A 2,824-nucleotide genomic window follows, 5' to 3' on the forward strand; every position below is an offset into this window, starting at 1 on the left:
ACAGCGTCATGCTCTTGTGGAACCGGCGCCCGATCAGCGTCTTGATCCGGGCCAGTGTCCAGGTCTGGTCCGGCCAGCCGTGCGCCACCGGACCCATGGCCAGTTCCTGCTCGAGCACCTCGAACAGTGCCTCGCTCAGCTTGGGCCTGGACGCCGGCCCCTTCGACACCAAGGCCGCCGGAACTCCACTCTTCCGCCGTGCTCCCATGCCTGGTGCCATCGTTGTACCGACCGCACGCTGACACGTAACTGCCTGGCGATGGCGGCATTGTCGTGACGCCAGCAAGGTCAGTAACGCTCATTCCCGTTTCGGATGCTCCCCGAAGGCCGGTACGTCCGCCCTCGGCGTCGACGCGGCCGCACGGCACGTCGGGCGACGACATCGAGGTGACGCCGGCCGCCGCGTCACTGGCTGCAGCCACGCTCTTGATCCCGAACGGCCGGCGTCCAGCGGTCTCGGATCCATACCCGTAAACCGTCTCCCACGGAGGGAAATCCCAAGGAGGAGCACCCACTTCGCGCCGTTGGCGACGATGTAGCGGATGCCGTCGACGATCTCCCGCCGGGCCACTTCTCCGGATGACCGCCGGGTCTGGCGAGCCGGGTCGGCCGGCGCTGTTACGGGTGACTGCGTCGGGTCGAGGGCCCTGCCGGATCCGGTGGTGCTGGGTGCAGGTCCAGCATCATGTCGAGCGACAGGGTGCCGTCCGCCTCGGTGAAGTGGCCGACCGGTTGGAAGCCGTTCTTCTCGTAGTAGCGGATGGCGCGAGGGTTGTCGGCGCGGACGCCGCCCCACAGGATGATCCTCGTCCTGTCAAGCAGTCGTGCGACGTCCGTGACAAGCGGGAACGCGAGCGTCCCGACGCCTCGGCCCTGGTAGTCGTCAGCCAGAGTGGGGCCGAAGCGGCAGTCAGTTGTCTCGGTGAGGCGGATGCCCGCGTCCTGGTAGCGCGCGAAGTCCCCAGGAGTCAGAGCGAGGCTGAATTCGAGAAGGCCGACGATCCTGCCGGACGGCACATCCTCGAGCACCAGCCTGAGCTTGTCGTAGCGCGCGATCGCGTCACACAGCTCCCGGGCGGTCGCGAGGTCGTACCCGCCGAATGTACTGAAGCGCCTCGATTCGGACGACAGGGCATCGAGGAACTCGGCCAATTGCCCCGAGTCGGCGTGCAGCAGTGGGCGGAGGATGACATCCGAACCGCCATGAGGTTTCAGACGGCTCGTCAGACGAAGGGGATCCTCAGCAATCTCCGTCAGCGTAAGCACCCCAGCAGCCTTTCCTCGCACCGGCTTTGATGAGACAACCTACCGGCTCCCGAGATTCCGTAAGAACGATTAATCCTTGCTGGGACGGCACCGTGATCCACATCCTTTGACAATTGCTCTTGCCCAACACCCTCAAGCTGACTTGGGGGCACCAGGGTCGTCCTGGGTATCGGTTCGCAAGTCCCGGACGTACCAGTCGAGCCGTGTCCCGTCCTCGCCGTGAGTGTGCGTGCCGGGGGTAAACCCCGCCCGGCGGGCGACTGCGGCAGAAGCGGCGTTCTCCGGCTCCACCCGGATCACCGCCTCCTTCCCGCCCTCACTTGCCGCGTATCGGGAGACCAGGAGGACCGCGCGGGTCGCCAGGCCGCGCCCTCTCCAGGACGGGTACAGGCCGTAGGCGACATTCACCTGGCCGGGAGACAAGCCCTCTGCTACGAACCGCAGGTCGATCGTCCCCGCGAGTACCTCGTCGGTGCCTACCCGGATGCCGAAAGCGCGGAGTGGGCCGGCAGCGTCCCACTGTTCCCGACAGTGCCGGATATAGGTTTCGACGCCCTCACGTGTGCCGGGACCGCCGCTGAGCCAGCGGACCAGCGACTCATCCTCCCCCGCGAGGTGCGCCTCCGCATCGTCCAGACGCAGCGGGGACAGAGTGATGATCCCGTCGGACATTTTCACTTCATGCATCCGGCGATTCTTGACAATGGCGCTGCTCCGCGCCATCGGATTCCGCGGGACATCGCGCAGTGCCAACCACCACAGGAGATGCTCTTGTGATAGTTGGTGTGATCACGGCGTCGGAGCCTTCTTGGACAGCCCCGTTCACCGGGCTGAGACCGCGTCGGTTCGGCAAGCCGGTCACCGCGCTTCCTCGCGAAGGGATCGCTGCCCTCGTCGCGGGAATGGGCGGAGTTTCCCTGGGCAGGCCCTCGGCGCACTTCGCTGTGGCCACGCTCCTCCTGGCGATGCCATGGCTCAGGGACTGCAACCAGGGGATTCAACGCATCGGCAAGCATTTGCGGGACGGGGAAGAGGAGGTGAACCGCCTGGCCACACGTGCCTACGGCAGCGGAGCGCTATCCTGGGAGACCGAGCGGCACATGGGCCGACAGCACGAGCGGCCAGTGTGGCGTTTCCTGGGCCCGAAATGGGCGGCTGGACCGGCCACCACTAGCCATTCCACCAGCGGACTGCCGCTCCGAGAAACAATCATGGCCGCAGCGCTGGACCGAGACCGACCGGTTCCGAAAGATCCCGACGCCTGGTTCGTGTAACGGTCCGAGGAGATCGGCCGTCGCTCGGAGCTGCACGATCCCGAGCCGTCGACGCCGCCCGCTCCAGACGCCAACTCACGCACGCACTCGCCGGTTGAAGCGCTTCTGGATCTGTGAGAGCTGCAGCTCCCCCTACTCCCCCAGTCAAGACGACTTGGGCATGTGCGACGACTGATACGGCGCCAAGTTCTAGTAGTGCTTCGTTAGGTTGTGGGATGTCTGCGGCGGCTCCGAGGGCTGGGCAGGGGGCGGCCGCAGGTGGTGCAGGTGCCGGTCCAGCACCT

Annotated in this window: 2 protein-coding genes and 2 pseudogenes; 1 reads left to right on the forward strand and 3 read right to left on the reverse strand. The window is 66.2% G+C overall.

From position 1 onward, the window contains the following. The 3 genes and pseudogenes from ACZ7M7_RS44960 to ACZ7M7_RS44970 all read right to left on the reverse strand — a co-directional run. Positions 1–270 (reverse strand): annotated as a pseudogene (locus ACZ7M7_RS44960) (IS630 family transposase); the annotation flags it as partial. Positions 271–618: 348 nt separating this feature from the next. Then, entirely contained in the window at positions 619–1,266 is a 648-nt protein-coding gene (locus tag ACZ7M7_RS44965; RefSeq protein ID WP_472127649.1) for a GNAT family N-acetyltransferase, read from the reverse strand. 132 nt (positions 1,267–1,398) lie between these two features. Further along, positions 1,399–1,938 (reverse strand): GNAT family N-acetyltransferase, encoded by a 540-nt coding sequence (locus ACZ7M7_RS44970; RefSeq protein WP_472127651.1) that lies wholly within the window; start codon positions 1,936–1,938, stop codon positions 1,399–1,401. Between the two features lie 104 nt (positions 1,939–2,042). Here ACZ7M7_RS44970 and ACZ7M7_RS44975 point away from each other — a divergent pair. Then, positions 2,043–2,240, forward strand: a pseudogene (locus ACZ7M7_RS44975) (hypothetical protein); the annotation flags it as partial. Between the last annotated feature and the right edge of the window lie 584 nt (positions 2,241–2,824).

This window comes from Streptomyces sp. NPDC111606 (assembly GCF_055656945.1).